The following is a 19,432-nucleotide window of genomic DNA, read 5'->3' as shown; positions in this document are numbered from 1 at the left end:
TATGAAACCAAAGAGTAGATCATCTGAATATGGTTTTACCCTGATTGAGTTAATGGTTGTGTTAGTGATTGTGGCGATTTTCGCCGCACTCGCTATACCAAGCTATCAATCCTATATACGCCGCGCTCAGGCTTCACAGGCACAACAGGAAATTCAGCGTTTAGCGAATGAATTGGAAAAATGGAAATCCAGAAATTTTAATTATCAATGTTTTAGCCTGACGGCTAAAACCGTGCCAACTTATAGTTTTGAGATTCGGGATGGTGCTGATCCCAGCTTGACTTTGGATGCAAAAGATAGCAGCACTCCTCCACAGTGTAAAGCGGCAGGTCAAAGTTGGGTTATTCGTGCAGTGACGAGTAATAACCGAAATTTTAATTTCTTACTGAATAGTTCAGGCTTCAAATGTAAAAATAAAACTAAAGCGAATGTGAACTATTCAACTTGCGGCACTATAAGCACAGGAAGTGAGCCATGGTAAATAAAAGAAGTTTAGGGTTTACCTTAATTGAACTGATGATTGCGGTGGCTATTATTGGTATTTTGGCTGCTATGGCATACCCCTCATATCAGGAATATGTGCGCAGAACGCATAGGGCTGAGGCAAAAAGTGAGATGGTGGAGATAGTGAGCCGTCTGCAAAAATATAAAATTTCTAATTTTAGCTATATGCCTAATGGTACAAAGGTTAAATTGGGAGACCTAGGGATAGCTGTAGACGCAAATGATAAGGTAAAAATTCCGTATACAGGGAATGCATTTTATGAATTAAGCCTTGGTTGGGTAAAACCTTATGCAAACAAACCGAATATAGAGATTTGGACATTAACAGCGGTGCCAATAGCAAATACAATACAAATGAGTGATGGTACTTTAATTTTGAATCAGCGAGGAGAAAAATGTTGGACGAATAGCAAAAAAAATAGTCCGAAGTGTACAACAGCATCAGCAACATCATCGTGGGATTGATCTCAAGATTAACATCCAAACTATTATTCTTTCTTGTTTAGATGAGGGATTGAATGGTGTTCTAAATTGTATGTTAATTAAATCTACTAATAGAAAAATTGAAAATACATAAACTAAATTCACAGTTATGGACAAGCCTTAAATTAATCTTTCTTTCGAGGTGGAAATAACGTAGAATATCGCCCTCTATGAAAGGGGTTTGAAGTGTTGCCGATGGTCGGCGCAGGGATAATCCGTAAAAATTATAAGGTTGTTCTCATGGTTGTTATTCGTTTAGCGCGCGGTGGTGCAAAAAAACGTCCATTCTATCAAATCGTTGTAACTGATAGCCGCAATGCACGTGATGGTCGTTTCATTGAACGTATTGGTTTCTTTAACCCAACTGCACAAGGTCAAGCGGAAAAAGTTCGTTTAGATGCTGACCGTTTTGCCCACTGGATTTCACAAGGTGCTCAGCCTTCTGAACGTGTTGCTTCTTTAGCTGCTCAAGCTAAAAAAGCTGCGACTACTGCATAAGTATTGTAGTAGGTAGCCCATGACACCAACACAGAATGTACCCGAAGATCGTATTCAGATTGGACAGTTACGTTCAGCTTATGGACTGAATGGGTGGCTCTGGGTTTACTCCAATACTGAACCCATGAGCAATATATTTGACTACCTTCCTTGGTACATTGAGACCAAGGCAGGTTGGCAAACCATAGATGTAAAACGTTGGAAACCACATGGCAAAGGTCTGGTTGTTTCGCTAAAGGGTGTGAGTGATCGTACTGGTGCGGAAAACTTAGTTGGTGCAAATATTTGGATTGCCAAATCACAGCTTCCAAAAGCAGATGTGGATGAGTATTACTGGTCAGATTTAAAAGGTCTAATGGTATTAGGTCTTGGTGATGATGAACAGGAAGTCAACCTCGGTCAAATCTTTGAGCTTTTTGAAACAGGTGCCAATGATGTCATGGTGGTCAAGGCGACTGCTGACAGTATTGATGCCGAAGAGCGAATGATTCCGTGGCATAAAGATGTGGTACAGCGTGTTGATCTTGAAGCTGGTCGCATTTACGTCAATTGGGGCGTAGATTACTAACTCTTTAGAGGATGGTAGCGCAGCAGGAAAATTAAGGAGTCTGCGGTGTTTTTTGCAGTCATCACATTGTTTCCTGAAATGTTTGAAGCGATTACAGCGTACGGGATTAGCGGTCGAGCCGCAAAAAAACAGATTGTACAAGTCACTTGTATTAATCCGCGAGATTTTGCAGAGGGCAACTACAAACGGGTGGACGAGCGTCCTTTCGGTGGTGGTCCTGGTATGGTGATGATGGCAGAGCCTTTGGCAAAAGCAATTATCCATGCTAAACAACTTGCAACACAAGCAGGCTGTGTTCATGCCCCAGTGGTGTATATGTCACCGCAAGGTAAAACTTTAAATGAACAGGCAGTACAACAATTCGTTGATTACGATGGATTGATTGTATTGTGTGGGCGTTATGAAGGGGTCGATGAACGTTTAATCCAGCATTATGTTGATCAGGAATGGTCCATTGGGGATTACGTGTTGTCGGGTGGTGAACTTCCTGCCATGGTATTGCTGGACAGCATTATTCGTCGATTGCCAAATGTCATGTCTGATGAGCAATCTGCGATACAGGATTCTTTTGTGGATGGTCTTCTTGATTGTCCACAATATACCAAGCCAGACCATTTCGAGGGGTTAGATGTGCCTGAGGTACTTAAATCAGGACATCATGCCAATATCGAAAAATGGCGTTTTTTGCAACGCTATCAGCGTACTTTGGACCGTCGACCAGAGTTGGTGGAAAAATTCGAGTTGAGCAAGCAGCAAAAAAAATGGCTACAAAATTCGCAGGATTAAACCTATATCGGTTGATCCTTGCACCAGACGAGAAGCTTCGCTTCGAGTTCTACTTAAACCTGGTTTAAGTTAAAAATAGGCTCTTTAAGACATTCTGTTTTAAAGGGAAAGTTAAACGGGAGATATGCGCCTTAGCCTCTATTCCCAGCGGTGTAAGAGACCTCTTCTCTCCCGCACATATTGGAGATTCCACAATGAGTGGTAAACATCCTTTAGTTCAAGCTGTTGAAAATGCACAGTTAAAAACTGATATCCCTGCTTTTGCTCCTGGTGACACTGTTATCGTTCAAGTAAAAGTAAAAGAGGGTGACCGTGAGCGTCTTCAAGCATTTGAAGGTGTTGTAATCGCGAAGAAAAACCGTGGTTTAAACTCTGCTTTCACAGTTCGTAAAATCTCTAGCGGTGTTGGTGTTGAGCGTGTTTTCCAAACTCACTCTCCAATCGTTGCTAAAATCGAAGTGAAACGTCGTGGTGACGTTCGTCGTGCTAAACTTTACTACCTACGCGAGTTGTCTGGTAAAGCTGCACGTATTCGTGAGAAGTTGCCAGCGCGTAAACAAGGTTAATTTTAGCCTCGTTTTAAAGCAAAAAAAATGCGCCATCTGGCGCATTTTTTTATACCTGTTTTATAGTCCCTGCAATTTCAGGCGGTTGGCATGTTGACGGTAAATATCCACTGGGTTAGGTGCGAAAATTGATTTCAAGCCCAGCACCTGATTGACTTCATCAGCATGGTTCCAAGGTAGGTTGTCCCGCACCGTCTTACCAAACTTGGCACTGCAACGGCTGACCATACCATCATTGTCACCCTTGATGTCAACAATCAGGCTCGTTCCTGTAAACAATGGATCAAGTGGATCAAGGATGTTGGTCAGTGCCTGTGTGCCAGAGAATGAATACATATAAATGCCTTTATCCTGATAAGTGCCCTCACCACAGGCTGTGGTTGGTACACCCATTGGGAATCGAGTGTTAAATGCCGTTGAGCCCTCAACCGAGATGCTGCGTCCTGCCGCCATCGCGTTATGTGGATAGCTTTTAGCATCAAGTCCTTGTGCCTAGGTGATTGCACCAGAGAAAAAGTTGACAACAGCCGCGCCAGCAGTACCTAATCCCGTGCCATCTACTTTCGTGATCAGGCTGGCGACAGGCGAGCCTTTATGGGTACCACTGACACTGGTGAGTGAGGCCACTTTACTCGGTATGACGCCTGCAACATAGCGAATGGTTGGGCCGCCCTGACTGTGACCAATCAGGTTGACCTTTTGCTGTCCCGTAATGGCAAGAATTTCCTCAACCTGCTGTACTAGCTGTTCACCACGAATTTCATTTGAGTTAAAAGGTGAAAGGCGTGTCGCCCAGACATTTGCACCATTACGAGCAAGGTTAGGTAGGATTTGATGCCAATAATCAACGCCTAGTGGGTCACTTCCAACGCGTGAAAAACCTGCCACCCCATGTACAAAAACAATGGGATACTTGGTTTTGGCATAGCTGGAGAGCACAAAGCTTTCCTTGACCTGGGTGGCGTTGGAAGCGTAGCTGGCTGATGCACTGATTGCCATAATGGATACGGCAAGATAGCGAATAAGTTTTTGCATGATATTACTCTCAATTTTTGTTTTTCATATGGGGCTTCATGTTCTTGCGAACTGACATTGCATCCGTGCTAAATCACATTATTTCAATGTCTTGTATTAGGTGTTGCTAGTTGCTAAAGGGTAAGGGGCCTCCTTGGTCATAAACCGTTTCAAATGTTTGTAGACGTTGCTGTTCCTGTGCGGACTGGAACTGTTGCTGTTTGAGCTGTTGAATGGCCTGATCTTTGGCCGATGCACTCATATTGCTGTCCACAATGGTCTTGCGCTCATCCAGATAGGACTGTACGCGTTGTTTCCAGTCTGAGCGTTGCTGGTCCAGTTGTTCCAGACGTTGGGTGGCAGCTTCGCCAACCAGGTTGACCCGCATATCCCGCAATTCCTGTGCTGAACCATTTCTGGCCTTGATCTGTTCAGTTAAGGAACGTAAATCTTCCAGTTTGGACAAATCCTTGAGGTTTTCCTGCCAATCATGGGGAAGTTGGTCAAAGCGCTGTTGTAGCTGCTTGGCTTTGTTGACGGCATCCAAGTTTTTATTTTCTAAAATGCGCATACGGTCAAGCGTGTATTGCTGGTAAATGTCCTCTGTACCAAACAGGCCCTCAATTTCAACTTGAGAAAAGAAACGCTGCTTTAGGTCATGCATTGCATCGAAGATTGCCTGAAAATAGCCATAACTTTCCTGAGCAGGCTGATTCATCTGCAATTTGCTCAGCTGTTCCCGATAGCTCAAATAACGTGACCATAATTCCTGAATCTGCTGCTGCTCCGATGCCTGAAAACCTTTGGCAACATAGCGCTGAAAACTCTGGCGGATTTCATCAATATTTCGTTCGCCATATTGGGAAATGAAATATTCAAAGCAGTCTCGGGTCAGCTCATTCACGACCAATTTTTGCGATGCATTAAACTGTAGTTTGCAATTGACTTCAGTATCCATTTGGCTTGTGCTGTTAAAAGCTGCGTCACTTGCATGTGCTTGGCCTGAATTATCTGAATGGTCTGCTGAATTAAAGGTGTTGCTGGATTGACCAGTTGATTCGAGCTGTGGCTGCTGATCTTGAGGGTATAACCAGTACACAACACTCAGCATTGAAACTGAAATGATCAAGAAGCTACATAATAAGAATATTTTTTTTCTAATTTTATTCATTCAGCATAATCCATTTGCTTTAAATTTCAAAAACGAAAATAAATTTATCATATTTGTTGCTTTTTTAAGCACGTAATTTTTAAAAATCCGATGAATAGTTTTGATAAGATACCGCTTTATAGTTTGACTTTTCATTTATGAAAAAAAGTTCTTATCGCCATCTGAGTGGTGTTTTCTTATTAAATAAGCCCTTAGGTTTAAGTTCCAATTGCGCACTTCAAAAAGTCCGCCGTCTTTTTAATGCGCAAAAGGCAGGACATACAGGAGCCCTGGACCCACTTGCAACAGGCCTGTTACCGATCTGTCTGGGTGAGGCGACCAAGTTTTCACATTATTTACTGGATTCAACCAAGCGTTATCAAACCACGGTGAAGCTGGGGCAAACCACCACCACAGGCGATGCTGAGGGTGAGATTCTCCAGCAGAGAGAGACGCCTGCATTAACGGCGGAAAGAATTGAACAGGTATTGGCGCAATTTCGTGGTGACATTCAGCAGGTGCCACCGATGTATTCAGCCCTGAAACGAGATGGTCGCCCTTTGTATGAGTTAGCGCGTCAGGGGATTGAAATTGAACGTGAAGCGCGTCCAGTCACGATTTATGAATTAACCCTGATCGATTTTACTGAAGACAGTTTGACTCTGGACGTGACCTGTTCCAAGGGAACCTATATCCGTGTTTTGGGGGAGGATATTGGGGAAGCTTTGGGCTGCGGTGGACATTTAACAAAATTGCATCGTACTCAAACAGGGCATTTTGAGATTAATCCAGACTATAGCATTGAATATCTGGAAAGTCTGACTCTGGAACAGCGTGATGCATTATTACTACCTGTTTATGCACCTGTTGAGCATTTTCCCAAAGTACAGTTACCCGAGGGCCGTGAAAAGTATTTTTGCAACGGTCAGGAAAGCAATATTGAGCATGAGGCGGCGGCTGAGGTGCTGGTATTTGATGGCGAACGCTGTCTAGGGCTGGCGGAAATCACCGATAAAAAACGCCTTGTACCAAAACGCCTGTTGAACCTATAATAAAACATGCAGCATTTAGCAGTATAAGTTGAGGTGAAAGATAACATTCTTATACACAAAGATACGCAAATCGAAATTGTTTAAAAAATAGACACTTTCTAGTATGAAAGGCGAGTCAAGTCAAACAGTAGGATGTGATCTCAACGCATCTTGCTGTTCAGCTAGCCAACAATAAACAATAACAACAGAGGTGATGGATGAATATTTTTGAAGCACTAAGAGAAAGTCATGAGCGTCAACGTGATCTTTCCGAAAAATTAATCAAAACCAGTGGCATGAGTGAAGAAAGAAAACAATTATTTGAAGATCTTAAAAATGAACTCTATGCCCACTCAGTTGCAGAAGATCGTTTTCTTTATATTCCTTTAATGTTTGATGATGTTGGTCTGGATATCACACGTCATGCTTTAGCAGAGCATCATGAAATGGATGAATTGGTCGAGAAACTGGAAGAGACTGAAATGAGTAGTCCAAGTTGGTTGGGGATTGCCAAACAACTCAGTGAAACCGTGCATCATCATTTGCAAGAAGAAGAGCATAAATTTTTCCAACAAGCGGGTAAAATTCTAGCAGACAAAGAAAAAGAAACTTTGGGCAAGAAGTATCTGGCAGAATATCGGAAATATAAAAAGGCCGAAAAACCGAAATAAAAATGAGTGAGTATTTAGATTCAAGTCTATGGGGTGGGGCTTTTTCGACGAAACGTCACCCCGATAGACGCCACAATAATACACAACAATGCAACCCACTGGAGCAGACTGATTTGCTCATGTAATATCACCAAGCCTGCGAGCGCAGCCAAAGCAGGTGACAAACTCGACAGGGTGCCATAACTCAATTTGCTGAGTTGTTTCAGTGCCATCAAATCCAGCGCATAGGGAATGGCGGTTGCCAATAGGGCAATGACCAATGCCTTGCCCCAGTATTGGGTATCTAGCAAAGCGGGTGCATTATTCCACAAACCAAAAGGCAGTAAAGTGAGGGCGGATAGGCCAATGGCAATGGTCAGCGCATGCATGCCAATATTTTGCTGAACCACACGGTGCCCGAAATAGATGTACAGGGCCCAAAAGAAACCAGCCCCGAGTGCGCATGCCGCGCCGAGATAGGAAAAGTTTTGGGCATTGGCATCATGCCACGGCACCATCAGGGCAATCCCTAAAATCGCAAAAGCCACCCAGATATAATCGCTACGCTGTTTAATGGAAAGCAGGGCCAGACCCAAGGGTCCAATAAATTCCAGCCCCACAGCAATTCCCTGTGGCAATTTTCCTAAAGAACTGTAGAACAGGATGTTCATACAGCCTAAAGACGCACTGTAAAGTAACAAGTCTCGCCATTTGAGCTGTTTAAGTCTGGATAAAATCCTCCATGAACGGAACATGACCGCAACCAGAACCGTGGCGAAACAGAGCCTTAAAATCGTGACGGTCAATGGATCAAGGGTTGCAATCAACTGTTTGGCAAATGAGGCACTGATCTGGTAGGCCACCATGGATAAAACCATGTACAGCACGGCAAGCAATTGGAGATTTTTCATAGGGCCTCTTTTTGCTGACGGGCATGCTGGGTGGTCACGGTGCAGTCAATGGATGCAATGATAATGGTCATCAAGGCCAGCCATTGATTCCACAGTAATGTTTCACCCAGAAAAATAAATCCAGACAAGGCTGCCACAGCAGGTTCCAGACTCATTAGGGTTCCAAAGCTGAGAGGTGTTAAATTGCGCAGCGCGATCATCTCTAATGAAAATGGTAGGGCACTGGCTAAAATTGCCAGTCCAATAAAATAATATAAATTTGGCAGTTCAAACACATGCCCGATTGCACCAGAGAAAGCCGCGAAAGGCAGCAAGCATAACATGCCAATACTCATCCCCAAACAAACGGTATGATTGCCAGAAATGCCAGAGGGCTTTTGCCCTGCAATGATATAAAATGCCCAGCATGCACCTGCACAGACCGCAAACAATACACCGATTAAATCTAGATGTTGTTGTGCTTGTTGTAGAGGAAATAGCAATATCAAGCCTAGAATGGCACAGCCCACCCAGATAAAATCATAGCGCTGTCGTGCATGAAATAGTGCAACACTTAAAGGGCTGATAAACTCAAAGGCAACCGCTAAGCCCAAAGGTAAACGCTCTAGCGATAAATAAAACAAGGCATTCATCCCCGCGAGGGCCATGCCGTAGCTGAGGATTGCTTTCCAGCGTATATTGCTGAAATTGATCTTCCAGATTTTAAAGATGACAGCCAAAATCATTGCGCCCATAAAAAAGCCACAGCTTAAACTGTGGCCTTTCCTGAATTGTCCTGATTAGAACAATACACGTACGCGGATCGTACCTTCAACTTGGCTTAAGGTATCAAGTGCTTCCTGAGAAGCAGATGCATCTACATCCATCACGAGGTAACCAATGTCACCTTTGGTCATTAAAGACTGACCTGAGATGTTGATGCCTTGTTCAGCAAACAGGGTGTTGATTTTGGACAATACACCTGGAATGTTCTTGTGAATGTGCAGTAAACGATGTTGGCCTTCAGTCAATGGCAATGCGATTTCTGGGAAGTTCACCGCAGATAGCGTCATACCCTTATCTGAGTAAGCCACAAATTTCTCAGCAACTTCCAGACCGATGTTCGCCTGTGCTTCCATGGTCGAACCACCTACGTGAGGGGTTAAAATCACATTGTCTAAGCCACGAAGTGGTGAAACAAATTCTTCGCCGTTTGCTTTAGGCTCTTTCGGGAACACGTCAACCGCCGCACCCGCAATGTGGCCTGATTTAATCGCATCAGCCAAATCTTCGATGATGACACAGGTGCCACGTGCCGCATTGATGAAGATCGAACCCTCTTTCATCTGTGCAAACTGTTCTTTCTTGAAGAAGTTACGTGTAGATGGCACATCTGGAACGTGTAGGGAAACCACATCAGCAGTTGCCAAAAGCTCATCTAAAGAACCCACTTGGCGTGCATTACCCAACGGTAACTTGGTCACGGCATCAAAATAGATGACTTTCATACCCAGACTTTCTGCCAATACAGAAAGTTGTGAACCAATTGAACCGTAACCAACGATACCTAAAGTCTTACCGCGTGTTTCAAACGAACCGACCGCAGACTTGTTCCAGCCACCTGCATGTGTATCTTTTGATTTTTCAGGTACACGGCGCAGTAATAAAATGGCTTCAGCAAGAACCAGTTCCGCTACTGAACGCGTGTTTGAATACGGTGCGTTGAACACAGGAATACCACGCGACATTGCCGCTTTTAAGTCAACCTGATTGGTCCCAATACAGAAACAACCCACCGCAATCAATTTATTTGCTGCTTCAAAGATTTCTTCAGTCAATTGAGTACGCGAACGAATACCAATAAAGTGAGCGTCCTTGACCGCTTCTTTCAAAGCTTCGCCTTCAAGTGCAGTTTTGTGGTAGTCGATGTTGGTATAACCCGCTGCATTTAAGGTATCGATGGCATTTTGATGCACACCTTCCAATAAAAGAAAACGGATTTTGTCTTTAGGTAGAGAAAGATGTTGGCTCATTACGGCTCCGCTACAAAGGCCAAAATTTAGGTGCCGTATCATAGCATAGAGCGTGCAGTTATAGATATTTGCTTTAAAATTACCACAGCAGAATTGCTGATAATTTTTCAGCTTTACAGGAATTTTATGGCTGATACACATTTTGTTGTGATGGTATCGTGATCCTGAGCTTTATCCCTTGCCTGCTTCAATGTAAAATGCAGTAATTGATGGTCAAACCTCAACAAGACAGGGGTTGTGCCGTCCTGTGGCGTTTCTATATTCTGGATGTTGCTGTAATCTTGTGAATGTTTTTAAAAACATGAGGTTGCTACCCAGAAATCCGATATTTATTTCTTGCTAGGCCCGTAAACGATGAATGCTTCAGTTGATTTAACACCTGAGTTATTGACCCAAATAACGGCAATTGTGGGTGAAAACCGTATTAAAACCGATGCCGATAGTCTGCAAAACTGGGGGCGGGACCATACTAAACATTTTGACCCGAACCCATCAGTCATCGTTTTCCCGTCAAGCACGGAGCAGGTTCAGGCGATTGTGAAACTTGCCAACCAGTTCAATGTAGCAATTACACCATCAGGTGGCCGTACAGGACTTTCAGCAGGTGCGGTGGCAACCAATGGCGAGATCGTGATCAGCTTTGACAAGATGAATCAAATCTTGGAATTTTTGCCAGCAGATCGTATGGTTCGCGTTCAAGCGGGTGTTGTGACTGAACAATTGCAAAACTATGCCGAACAACAAGGCATGTATTACCCAGTTGATTTTGCATCTACAGGTTCTAGTCAAATTGGTGGAAATATCGGAACTAATGCAGGCGGTATTAAAGTCATCAAATACGGTATGACACGTAACTGGGTGCTTGGCTTAACGGTTGTGACGGGTAAAGGCGATATTTTACGTTTAAACAAAGGCATGATTAAAAATGCGACGGGTTATGCGTTGCAGCATTTATTTATCGGTGGTGAAGGCACATTAGGTTTGGTGACTGAGGCTGAGATTAAACTTGAGCGTAAGCCACAAAACTTACAAGTCATGGTATTGGGTACGCCTGACTTTGAAGCGGTAATGCCTGTATTACATGCTTTCCAAAAAGAAATCGACTTAACTGCATTCGAGTTTTTTGGTGAAGTGGCAATGCAAAAAGTCTTGGATCGTGGTCATGTACAGCGTCCATTTGAAACAACTTGCCCATTCTATGTATTACTCGAATTTGAAGCGCCATATGAACCGATTATGGACAAAGCAATGCAGATTTTTGAGCATTGTATGGAACAAGGTTGGGTGATTGATGGTGTAATGAGCCAAAGCTTAGAACAAGCACAGAGCCTATGGCGTTTACGTGAAGATATTTCGGAATCGATTGCGCCGTATATTCCTTATAAGAATGATATTTCAGTGTTGATTACGCATGTCCCTGCCTTTATCAAAGAGATTGATGCGATCGTTGCGGATAATTATCCAGACTTTGAAATCTGCTGGTTTGGTCATATTGGTGACGGTAACCTGCACTTAAATATTTTAAAACCTGAAAATCTGACCAAAGATGAATTCTTTGCCAAGTGTCAGGTGGTGAATAAATATGTATTTGAGACCGTGAAAAAATATGATGGTTCTATTTCTGCCGAACATGGTGTCGGAATGACCAAGAAACCATATTTAGAATATTCACGTTCACCTGAAGAAATTGAATATATGAAAGCATTGAAATTGGCATTTGACCCGAATGGGATTATGAATCCTGGGAAATTATTTGATCTTTAATGCTTGATTAGATAAAAGAATTTCTGCTAAAAGCGTATCGAAAGATGCGCTTTTTTGTTATACCTAGAACTTAATAAGTAACCGAACTTTAATATTACAACGACTTTTAATGAAAATATCTCATATAGTCAAATCATTATAGAACTAATACAACTCAATCGATGAATTATTTCGATTTTTTTTCGAATCCTGTATGGATAATAAAGTAGTTTGACTATATTTTATTATTTTCTATTTTAAATATTCTTGCTATTAAGAATAGCCATGCTTTAACTGAAAGTCAGGAAAAAGTACAAGCTCATTATTATCAGTAGAGGGGTAATACCCCCATTTTTAATTGAATTAATGGGTAGAAAATCTAAAGCCCTTGTTATTGTTTAAAAATAGGTGGACAACCATTTACTGACATATGAGGTCGTTCATGATTATAAAAGTACTGCCAGTTAGTTGTATAGTCCTGCACCTCGCTCAGATCTCGAAATAAATATTGATTTAGACATTCATAACGTACTTTACGATTAAATCGCTCAACATATGCATTTTGCTGTGGATGGCCTGGTTGGGTAAATACATGCTCAATACCATGCTGATCACACCACTTTTCCACCAGCCTGGCATTTGGTAAATCACCACATCCGCCCATAAATATTTTTTAATTTCGGCCTGAATGTCATATTCGCTGTCGGTACGGGTGACCTGTACGGTATGGCCCAGCGTTGTTAAATGGCTTTCAGAAAACTGGGTGAGGGTGTCATTCAATTCGCCATTGGAATGTTCAAATTGTTTGGCACCGTTAATAATTAGAATATTGCTCATGGGATACTCAAAAATAGATTGCTAAAACTTGAATGCATTTTAGGGAATCTATTCATGAGTGAAAATGCGTAAATTAGCAAAATACTATTGATCAAAAATCAATAATTAGCTGCTGTGCTTTCTTGCCTTATACACTTTACGAATCATCCAAATGGCAAATATGACCAGATAAAATGCCCAGAATTGAATCAGCCAGAGTAGGGTTTCTTTAAAATAAGCTAAACCGACTTTGAATGATTCTGCAATTCGTGTCATTAATGGATCACTGTCCAATGTAGCGATGCGATGGATATTTAAATCATGGCGTTTACGGACTTTCGGCTGTTGATAGAACTCAAGCCGAATGGTGCTATAAGCCAGGCGGTCTTTGACTTCCAAATCGGTCAATTGTTGCAGTTGGTTGTTGACCGCACTGGATGGGCTGTTACTTTGGTTTGCGGTATTGAGCTTTTCTTCGAGTCGCTTTAATTCATAGCGTTTTGCTTCATAGCTTTGGCTGTTAAAGTTCAGCATAAGCGGCAGAAGATTATTCAGAAAAGTTGTGACTTGGTCATTGGGGAGGCGTACGGTGAGCTGTACGGTTGGCGTGATCTTTTCATAAATGTCGACACTGCCATCAATACGGTTACGCTGGGAACTGTCACTGACCTGATAATTGACCTGTTTTTCTTCGATGTAGCCATTGTATTGCAATAACTGTTGTTCCAGGGTTGATGTGGTTTTTAACACATCTTGCACTTCAAATTGCAGTTGAGCACTTTTGACCAGTTGACGGCTTTGCTCTAGGGCGCTTTGCTGGGTACTGACCAGTTGTTCTGGGTTTTTGGTGGCGTTGGTGTGAATTGCTTTGCTATCTAAGGCTGCGCTTTCTGTGGCAACCGCGGCATCGCTTGCCGCACTTTCTTCTTTTTTGGAGCAGCCAGCCAAAGTGCTGCCCACGAGTAAAATAATCGTTAAATTTCTGACTAAATCTGCCATATCATGACGCCCAATCTATTGTGATATTGATGTTATAAAATCAGTCTTTTTAATACTTTATGTCATTATCAATTATCTGATCATGACAACAAATCTTTTGCAAGCCATAACATTTTATTGCTTGGCAAATAAGTTTTGCATAGTAGCATAAATGAATCGGGCAAATTGGAATGATACAAAATGCATAAAATCTGGTTGATGCTGGGATGCAGCCTGTTGCTGGCAGCATGTAACCCACCTATTGCACAGTCGCAGCAACAGGCGGCGGTGCAAAAAAGTACCGCAATGCATGTGGTTTTATTAGATCAGCCAAACCTGTTTCATGATGAAACCAACTTGAAAATAGACCAGCAGTTTAACAGTGCAGAGAATCCAACCGATGCACAGGTGACGGTTGAACAGGTCCAGCAGGATGATTCAGTGATTGCGGTACGAACTCAATACCAGTTGAAACGTGATCAGGAGGTCTGGAAGATCGTGAACAAGAAACAAAGTTATCAATGTGCCAGGGGAGACAATGCCGATAAATTCCAGTTTGCGCTTTGTCCATGATTGATCTGTGAGCTGTGGTGTAGCCTAAAAGATAGACAAAACTGTGGATAACTTTTCGGTTATTCACATATCTAAACAATCATTCGGATTGTACAAATTGCGGTCATTTTGAAAAAATGCTAAAGTTGCGTCTGGAAATTTGGCCAAAAGGTAAAAAATTTTACCAGCCTCACGTAAATAAATCATTTTTCTTATATACGCCCTGTGAATACGCTGTTTTCACATTTATCACATGCTTTCTCACAGCATGACATCAAAATTTAAATTTCAACCATAAAGTCTTGTGGTGATGATTCCATTTCCGTTTATGGGAAATGGAACGAACCCGAGTTGGTTATTTTTGTGAATAGAACATGACAACAAATCATCAGAACATGACGTTAAACCGTATAATCGCGGGCAACATTATCCTGATCAAGGTCATTGACCGCTTTCCCTTGGGTAAAACCATCTTGATGGGTTTGCTAATTATGCTGCTAGGAACACTGTTTCTGGTGGTTGATTGGCATCTGGTTTACCCAGCCACGGGCGGTACTGAAACAGATTATGCTGGAACGTCAAGCTGAGGGGATTCATTAATAAAAAGCTGGGAGATGATCCCAGCCATTAAACTCCTGTTTAAAATATCAACACAACTGTGGATATCTTTTAGAATACCCACAGTATTTAAATATCCTTACTTAATCACACCACAGGCAACCCGATCTCCGCCACCACCCAAAGGCTTAGGTGAATCTGAATAGTTATCGCCACCTGCGTGAATCATGATTGCCCGCCCCTGAATATCGGCAAGTTTCAGGCGTGGCGCAAGCACAGGCGTTGTTGCAAAACCCTTGTCATTCACGGTTAGGGCAGGTAGGTCACCTAGATGTCCATCCAGTGGTGTACCGTGATGGGCAACTTTCTCTGGATTGAGATGTCCACCCGCAGCGAGGGCGGCTCCCATTTTACCGTCTTTCTTAACAGCTTCGCATGAGGCATTTTCATGGATATGGAAACCATGCTCACCTGGGGAAAGCTTTCCAAGTGCAGGGGTGATGAGCAGGCCTTTCGGTGTTTGCTGGAAAGACACGGTGCCAATGGAGGCACCCACACCATTGGCATCCACTTGATGAACCGTGATCAGCTGTTTTTGGTCTGATGATGTAGGCTGTGTCTGGATTTTATCTGCGTTGTTATCCAGATTAACCGATGAACAGGCGGCGATACTTAGGCCGAGGCAACCCAGGAGGGAAAACTTTTGAATTATTGAAGTCATTGCGAGGCATCCTTAATTGATTATCTTTATCAATTAAATTCAAGCAAAGTTTGGGGGAACTCGCAAGCTTCTTTAATTATTTGATAACAAAAAGGTTAAATCAACTTACTTGGTTTCAGATGGAGTCTCAAGTGTGGCAACGGGTTCTTCCACATTCTCATGCAGCCATTCACGCCAAATCGCCAACAGGATTGCCAGAATGACTGGACCGATAAACAGGCCAACCAGACCAAAGCTTGCGATTCCACCCAGTACACCGAACATGATCAACAGGAATGGAATCTGGGTTGCGCCTGAAATCACTAGTGGGCGAATCACGTTGTCAGAACTGCTGACGATCAGCAAACCCCATACAATCACACCAATCGCTTCAACAGTCTGTCCCTGCGCAAATAGCCACAGTCCCACACCCAGATATGAAACAGGGGTGCCAAATGGAATCAGGGCTAAAATAAAGGTGACCATCGTCAGCAGCATTGGGTTCGGTATACCCGCAACAAAATAACTGAGACCTGCCAAAAGGGCCTGTGCAACCGCAGTAAGGCCTACGCCATATACCACTGCACGGGTTGTTTCTGAAATGGTGTCAAGATAGTGGTGTACGCGTGGGCCAATCACCATTTCCATGGCACGGCTGACCTGTGCCAGAATCATCTGCCCATCCCGATAGAAGAAGAATAGGGTCATGATGGCAAACGTCAATTTGACCAGGTTGCGGCTAATCTCACTGAGAACAAAACGCCCATAACTCAAATGACCCTGAATCCATTCCGCAATATTCTTGGTAATGCTGTTTGGGTCATTACTCAGTTCGTTCACGGTACGGCTAATATCCTTGCCCACCACAGGCAAGTTTTTAATGAAGTCAGGAATCTGGATATGTCCTGAAAACAGTTGTCTCTGTAAATTAAAATAGAGGTTACGCCCTTCCAGTTGCAGCATGAAGATGGCGCAAATAAACGGAACCCCAATCACCAGAATGACCAGACTGATCATGATGGTGGCATTGAGGGTGGGGCGATTTTCCCCAAAGAAACGGCGCTGTACCCATAAATACACAGGCCAGGTCATGTAGGCAATAATTGCTGCCCAAAGTACAGGCACAATAAAATATTTGAGAATACTGAATCCCAAATAGATTAAGACAAAGAACAGTCCAAACAATAAAACACGTTGTAATGTGGGAGCGTATTGTTGCACAAGCGTCCGTCTCTAAAGATAAAAGTTGGATAAAATCATATTAACTGAAAAATGGGTCCAGTAAAATTTTCATTCGGTAATTTCACGTTTAAATATCTGGATGAAATGAGGAGGATAAAGTTGATGGTATGTTTCAGCCAGACGATTATTTTCAATGGAGTGGTCCATGATCGGCAATATGTATATCTCTGCATTTACCAAAGTTTTAAGGCTGCAATACAGCAACTTACCATAGCAACATTTACTATCGATTTTAATACAGGAGTTGGTAAAGACTTACAAAGCGTATTGTTATATTGAATTCATCATACATGCATAAAGTGAATTTAAGGAGCAGTTCGATGACACATTCAAATAATCAGGACAATACCTCTCCAAAAACAGGTCAGGACCATCATTCACAACAGAATAGCAGCAATGGTACACAAGCCGAAAGTGCAGTGGCTGCTCTTTTGAACGGTGATAAGCTCAGTTATCAGCAAGTGGAAGGTCTGACGGACAGTGATCAATTACAGCAGGCTATAGAAAAGCAAGATATTTCTAAAAATCCTGAAAATGCAGTACAGCAGCAAGGTGCGGAACGTGAACAGGCAATCGAGTCAAATGATGGCAGTCACGGTAACGAAAACATCCGTAAAGCTATGGAAAACCTGGATCGTGATGAAATGAGGCATAACCTGAAAGATAAGGGTGATGACACAGATCAACCTAGTCCAAATCCCGCACCTTTTATTGAACCTAAATAAAGATAGGTTTTAGTCGGTGCAGTTGCATAAATGGTTTATACCTTGTTCCATCCTGGCGTGATGGAACAAGGTGGTTTAAAACCATTGACTTGGATCATCCACCAACTGATTTAAAACAGGCTGCCACTGACTCTGGATAGTGACAAAGTTCTTCTGTGGCTTATCAAAAATACTGAGTCCCTGCATCGCCAATGTTCCATAGGCACTCCGTTCGGAAATCCATGCCACAGGCTGCTGCTCAATCTTGCTGAAGAACTCCTGAATATCCTTGGAGCTGGCGCTGTTTGGCTTGACCCGATTGGCAATCAGCAGAATCTGAACTTTGCCCTTACGAATCCGTTTAATGTCTTGTAAATGCTTAAGGAAGCGACGAGTACTGTCAATGTCGAAAAACGACGGCTGTAATGGCGTGACAATCGCATGTGCTTCACTAACCAGTTGTTCCGCATGTTCCCCTGAAAGGGCACCAGGCGCATCAATAATCAGGTAGTCCAGATTCTTGGGTGCCTCACCAATCGATTTCTCATGTCGCCAGTCCAGACTCTGAATTTCGGTCGCCGTTTTAGGACGCTGCTTGAGCCATTGTAAGGCGGATTTCTGGTTATCCGCATCGGCTAGCGCAACTTTATAGCCTTTTTGTGATAATGCGGCAGCAAGGGTAATCGCCGTCATGGTCTTGCCACAACCGCCTTTCTGATTTGCAATTAATATGGTTTTCATGAAATTTGCGTTTTAACGAGCCTCTTATATTCCATTCTACCTTAGCATCTTTTTCAGCGTGGTAGGTTACAATTTAGGCTCAGAACAGAGGGAAATTTTATGTCGGTTTGGTTGGCAATGCTGATAGGCGGATGTATTGGTGTGGTGATCACCACCATTATATTATCCAGCACACGCAATGGACGTATTCAGGCGGAATATGAACAATATATTGCTGAACTTGAATTGGCACATAAACAGGCACTGGTTGACGCGCAGAAGCGCAGTGTCAACACCAGCCGCGCGGTATTAAAGGGTAAAATGGCCGAGCAGTTTGCCCCCATTTTGCCTGAGTTCCAGTATCTTCCCAGTGATGCCAAGTTTCTGGGTGACCCCGTGGATTATGTGGTGTTTGATGGCTATACCGACTTCCGTGATGGCGATGGTGATGCCGAAGACATTGAAGTGATCCTGCTGGATATTAAAAGTGGCAGTGCCCGCCTGAGCAAGGGACAGCAGGCCATTGCCCAAGCGATACGTGAGGGACGGGTGCGCTTTGAAACCCTGCGTATTGATTTTAATGATTAATCCGTAATCTCAAAATTGAGTTTTTGTACCCGTGCCATCAGCATCTTTTGTGCAATGCTTGGAATGCCCTCGGCATCAAAATATTGCTTTTCAATAAACTTGAATTTTGCTTGTTGCAGGCTGCGTTCAATGTCCCGATTCAGGTGGCAGCCATCGCCAATACATTTCTGAATTGGGGTCAGCAAGGTCTGTAAAGACTGCATCTTGACCGAGTTGGGATGCTTGACATGCTCAACCAGATGAAAAGTTCCCGTGGGTTTCAGCACTCGATAAATTTCTGCCAGTGCCTGATCCAGTCGGGCAATACTGCATAGTGTCCATGTGCAAACGATATGATCCAGAGACTGGTCGGCAAAAGGTAGTTTCTCTGCATGGGACTGCACATGCCTGACATGGAAGGGTGCATGTTGAACCCGTTCAATCGCCAGATGGTAAATGTCTGGATTCGGTTCAAGCGCGTACAGTACATCGACATTGCCATAAAATGGAATGTTTAAACCTGTTCCAAAACCAATCTCAAGCACTTCGCCCTCAATCGGCAGCAGCAGTTCACGGCGTTTATCCATCAGGCTGGCGGTTTGCATGACCTGATTGAGCAGGTGCGGGAAAACCCGACGTTGATAAAATTGATAAATCATAGAGTTCCATTCATTGATTT

20 protein-coding genes and 5 pseudogenes are annotated in these 19,432 nt (G+C 43.1%); 13 read left to right on the top strand and 12 right to left on the bottom strand.

Going from position 1 to position 19,432, the window contains the following annotated elements; translation table 11 throughout:
• The first annotated feature begins 1 nt into the window (after position 1).
• From F967_RS00915 to rplS, 6 genes are all read left to right on the top strand, one after another.
• Positions 2 to 481: a type IV pilin protein gene (locus F967_RS00915; RefSeq protein ID WP_004797608.1), complete on the top strand. Its 480-nt coding sequence runs from the start codon at positions 2 to 4 to the stop codon at positions 479 to 481.
• On the top strand, positions 475 to 969 hold the full coding sequence (locus tag F967_RS00910; protein ID WP_004797607.1) for a type IV pilin protein: 495 nt from the start codon (positions 475 to 477) through the stop codon (positions 967 to 969). Before F967_RS00915 ends, F967_RS00910 begins: the two co-directional genes overlap by 7 nt.
• A 258-nt stretch (positions 970 to 1,227) precedes the next feature.
• Positions 1,228 to 1,485, top strand: coding sequence for a 30S ribosomal protein S16 (gene rpsP, locus F967_RS00905; protein WP_004678724.1), 258 nt, complete (start codon positions 1,228 to 1,230; stop codon positions 1,483 to 1,485).
• Positions 1,486 to 1,504: 19 nt separating this feature from the next.
• A complete protein-coding gene (gene rimM, locus F967_RS00900; RefSeq protein ID WP_004797606.1) occupies positions 1,505 to 2,053 on the top strand; it encodes a ribosome maturation factor RimM in 549 nt (182 codons plus the stop codon).
• 45 nt (positions 2,054 to 2,098) lie between these two features.
• Positions 2,099 to 2,839: a tRNA (guanosine(37)-N1)-methyltransferase TrmD gene (trmD, locus tag F967_RS00895; protein WP_004678720.1), complete on the top strand. Its 741-nt coding sequence runs from the start codon at positions 2,099 to 2,101 to the stop codon at positions 2,837 to 2,839.
• A gap of 194 nt (positions 2,840 to 3,033) precedes the next feature.
• Positions 3,034 to 3,405, top strand: coding sequence for a 50S ribosomal protein L19 (gene rplS / locus F967_RS00890; RefSeq protein WP_004660214.1), 372 nt, complete (start codon positions 3,034 to 3,036; stop codon positions 3,403 to 3,405).
• 60 nt (positions 3,406 to 3,465) lie between these two features.
• Here rplS and F967_RS00885 read toward each other — a convergent pair.
• Positions 3,466 to 4,440 (bottom strand): annotated as a pseudogene (locus F967_RS00885) (lipase family alpha/beta hydrolase).
• A gap of 106 nt (positions 4,441 to 4,546) precedes the next feature.
• Entirely contained in the window at positions 4,547 to 5,590 is a 1,044-nt protein-coding gene (locus tag F967_RS00880; RefSeq protein ID WP_004797602.1) for a lipase secretion chaperone, read from the bottom strand.
• 137 nt (positions 5,591 to 5,727) lie between these two features.
• Here F967_RS00880 and truB point away from each other — a divergent pair, with 137 nt between their 5' ends.
• The gene (truB, locus tag F967_RS00875) at positions 5,728 to 6,621 is read left to right on the top strand and encodes a tRNA pseudouridine(55) synthase TruB (RefSeq protein ID WP_004797600.1); all 894 of its coding nucleotides are present in this window, start codon (positions 5,728 to 5,730) and stop codon (positions 6,619 to 6,621) included.
• Positions 6,622 to 6,818: 197 nt separating this feature from the next.
• Entirely contained in the window at positions 6,819 to 7,271 is a 453-nt protein-coding gene (locus F967_RS00870) for a hemerythrin domain-containing protein (protein ID WP_004683367.1), read from the top strand.
• A 26-nt stretch (positions 7,272 to 7,297) separates the two neighbouring features.
• Here F967_RS00870 and F967_RS00865 read toward each other — a convergent pair whose 3' ends face one another.
• From F967_RS00865 to serA, 3 genes and pseudogenes are all read right to left on the bottom strand, one after another.
• Positions 7,298 to 8,161: an EamA family transporter gene (locus tag F967_RS00865; protein ID WP_004797599.1), complete on the bottom strand. Its 864-nt coding sequence runs from the start codon at positions 8,159 to 8,161 to the stop codon at positions 7,298 to 7,300.
• Positions 8,158 to 8,895 (bottom strand): annotated as a pseudogene (locus tag F967_RS00860) (EamA family transporter); the annotation flags it as partial. The pseudogene F967_RS00860 and the gene F967_RS00865, both read right to left, overlap by 4 nt.
• 45 nt (positions 8,896 to 8,940) lie before the next feature.
• The gene (gene serA, locus F967_RS00855; protein ID WP_004683364.1) at positions 8,941 to 10,173 is read right to left on the bottom strand and encodes a phosphoglycerate dehydrogenase; all 1,233 of its coding nucleotides are present in this window, start codon (positions 10,171 to 10,173) and stop codon (positions 8,941 to 8,943) included.
• 354 nt (positions 10,174 to 10,527) lie between these two features.
• On the opposite strand from serA, the gene F967_RS00850 reads away from it, so the two are divergent.
• Entirely contained in the window at positions 10,528 to 11,937 is a 1,410-nt protein-coding gene (locus F967_RS00850) for an FAD-binding oxidoreductase (protein WP_004683362.1), read from the top strand.
• A 370-nt stretch (positions 11,938 to 12,307) separates the two neighbouring features.
• Here the strand turns inward: F967_RS00850 and F967_RS13420 are convergent.
• The 3 genes and pseudogenes from F967_RS13420 to F967_RS00840 all read right to left on the bottom strand — a co-directional run.
• Positions 12,308 to 12,553: pseudogene (locus tag F967_RS13420) on the bottom strand (integrase core domain-containing protein); the annotation flags it as partial.
• Positions 12,541 to 12,753: pseudogene (locus F967_RS00845) on the bottom strand (NAD(P)H-dependent oxidoreductase); the annotation flags it as partial. The pseudogenes F967_RS13420 and F967_RS00845, both read right to left, overlap by 13 nt.
• 105 nt (positions 12,754 to 12,858) lie before the next feature.
• A complete protein-coding gene (locus F967_RS00840; RefSeq protein ID WP_004769895.1) occupies positions 12,859 to 13,731 on the bottom strand; it encodes a DUF4349 domain-containing protein in 873 nt (290 codons plus the stop codon).
• Positions 13,732 to 13,911: 180 nt separating this feature from the next.
• On the opposite strand from F967_RS00840, the gene F967_RS00835 reads away from it, so the two are divergent.
• Positions 13,912 to 14,283, top strand: a complete 372-nt coding sequence (locus F967_RS00835) for a hypothetical protein (RefSeq protein WP_004683358.1) — start codon at positions 13,912 to 13,914, stop codon at positions 14,281 to 14,283.
• Between the two features lie 389 nt (positions 14,284 to 14,672).
• Positions 14,673 to 14,783: pseudogene (locus F967_RS14690) on the top strand (multidrug transporter); the annotation flags it as partial.
• Between the two features lie 176 nt (positions 14,784 to 14,959).
• On the opposite strand, the gene sodC reads toward F967_RS14690, so the two are convergent.
• Positions 14,960 to 15,541, bottom strand: coding sequence for a superoxide dismutase family protein (gene sodC, locus F967_RS00825; RefSeq protein WP_004683354.1), 582 nt, complete (start codon positions 15,539 to 15,541; stop codon positions 14,960 to 14,962).
• A gap of 105 nt (positions 15,542 to 15,646) precedes the next feature.
• Positions 15,647 to 16,741 (bottom strand): AI-2E family transporter, encoded by a 1,095-nt coding sequence (locus tag F967_RS00820; RefSeq protein ID WP_004683352.1) that lies wholly within the window; start codon positions 16,739 to 16,741, stop codon positions 15,647 to 15,649.
• 341 nt (positions 16,742 to 17,082) lie between these two features.
• On the opposite strand from F967_RS00820, the gene F967_RS00810 reads away from it, so the two are divergent.
• Complete coding sequence (locus tag F967_RS00810; RefSeq protein WP_004757041.1) at positions 17,083 to 17,487, top strand: hypothetical protein; 405 nt, start codon at positions 17,083 to 17,085, stop codon at positions 17,485 to 17,487.
• Positions 17,488 to 17,562: 75 nt separating this feature from the next.
• Here F967_RS00810 and F967_RS00805 read toward each other — a convergent pair whose 3' ends face one another.
• Positions 17,563 to 18,207 (bottom strand): ParA family protein, encoded by a 645-nt coding sequence (locus F967_RS00805; protein ID WP_004757042.1) that lies wholly within the window; start codon positions 18,205 to 18,207, stop codon positions 17,563 to 17,565.
• Positions 18,208 to 18,306: 99 nt separating this feature from the next.
• Between F967_RS00805 and F967_RS00800 the strand changes: the two genes are divergently transcribed.
• Positions 18,307 to 18,774 (top strand): Holliday junction resolvase-like protein, encoded by a 468-nt coding sequence (locus F967_RS00800; protein WP_004678687.1) that lies wholly within the window; start codon positions 18,307 to 18,309, stop codon positions 18,772 to 18,774.
• Here the strand turns inward: F967_RS00800 and F967_RS00795 are convergent.
• Positions 18,771 to 19,412, bottom strand: a complete 642-nt coding sequence (locus F967_RS00795; protein WP_004797597.1) for a class I SAM-dependent methyltransferase — start codon at positions 19,410 to 19,412, stop codon at positions 18,771 to 18,773. The genes F967_RS00800 and F967_RS00795 overlap by 4 nt on opposite strands.
• Between the last annotated feature and the right edge of the window lie 20 nt (positions 19,413 to 19,432).

Source organism: Acinetobacter sp. CIP 102637 (assembly GCF_000368425.1).
GTDB classification, from domain to species: domain Bacteria; phylum Pseudomonadota; class Gammaproteobacteria; order Pseudomonadales; family Moraxellaceae; genus Acinetobacter; species Acinetobacter parvus.
This window is presented reverse-complemented; position numbering and strand designations above follow the sequence as displayed.